Raw genomic sequence first — 1,099 nt, forward strand, 5'->3', positions numbered from 1 at the left:
GCTTCAATCCGCATGCTCACGCGCAGAACCGCAAGATATTGCTTCGCTTGAGAAACTTCTGAATCAGGCACTCAGGGAGGTTAAAGTGCAGACTAATGTTTGCTATAGCCGGACTAAAGCCACACCTGTTTGTAAGGTCTGCAATTTTATTCAATACCCAAATGTCACCACTAAACGGCATATGACCCATTGTTGAGAACATTATTATTAATATACTTCCGAATGATGCTCAATAAAATTCATCAATGACTGAAATACCTTTGGATTGAATATCATTTATTAGGATTTTCAAGATCAGGAGTTCTATAGAGCGTGGCTTCGCAATCGGAACGATCCGAATACCCTCCATACTATCCGGTGGAGGGAAACTACGGCGATTTGTTACGCTGGCATATGGATTATTGGGGAACGCGGCCAACCGGCAGCACGAGCGTTAATGGGGTTCCGTGGAAGGGAGACGAGTTTCGACGCGAAGCTTTCGGCAACAAGTGGGAAGAACCAACCTTTATTACTGGCCTACGCAATTGGCGTGGCGCTGGTAGCGCGCCAAACGAAAACAATGTTAAGTCAATCGAAGAAGCACTCTTTGGTGCGAATGCGATTTTCAACGTCTGGCGCAAACACTTTAAAAAAGCATGGGAGCAATCCAGAGGAAAAAATAAGAACAAATCGACGATTGTCATTCCTCCTCCGTCGCCGCCGGGATCATTAATCTGGATCGACTCTACCAATCACGCTCAAAGTGCTTGGCATTTGCAAATGATCAAAAATGAAGCGCTGGCTTTGGAAAAGCTTGGGAATATTACGAAGGACCTGAATAAGAGGTACGGTCATTACAAGAAGGCCATCTCCCTGTTTGAGGCAGCCGATGACAATCATGGGAAATTACGATGCTTGGCGCTCTTGGGGGATGTTAAATACGGTGCGCTCGAACTTGATGCAGCGCAGAGCTTTTATGAGGAAGCAATTTCCTTATCATCGTCAGACAATTTAAATTTTCCCGTGACAACGGCCAAATGTATTTTGGCCCAAGTTGGACAGCGCTGGCGGAACGCGCAGTGAACACGAGATCGTAAGTACTTGATTTTGCTAGGGTCGA

At 45.8% G+C, this 1,099-nt stretch carries 1 protein-coding gene; it reads left to right on the forward strand.

Features of this window, described 5'->3' with window-relative positions:
• The first annotated feature begins 312 nt into the window (after positions 1 to 312).
• On the forward strand, positions 313 to 1,062 hold the full coding sequence (locus V2I08_RS20470; protein WP_349636582.1) for a tetratricopeptide repeat protein: 750 nt from the start codon (positions 313 to 315) through the stop codon (positions 1,060 to 1,062).
• The last annotated feature ends 37 nt before the right edge of the window (positions 1,063 to 1,099 follow it).

The sequence above is a fragment of the Sphingobium sp. MK2 genome (genome assembly GCF_040170545.1).
Classification (GTDB): Bacteria; Pseudomonadota; Alphaproteobacteria; order Sphingomonadales; family Sphingomonadaceae; genus Sphingobium.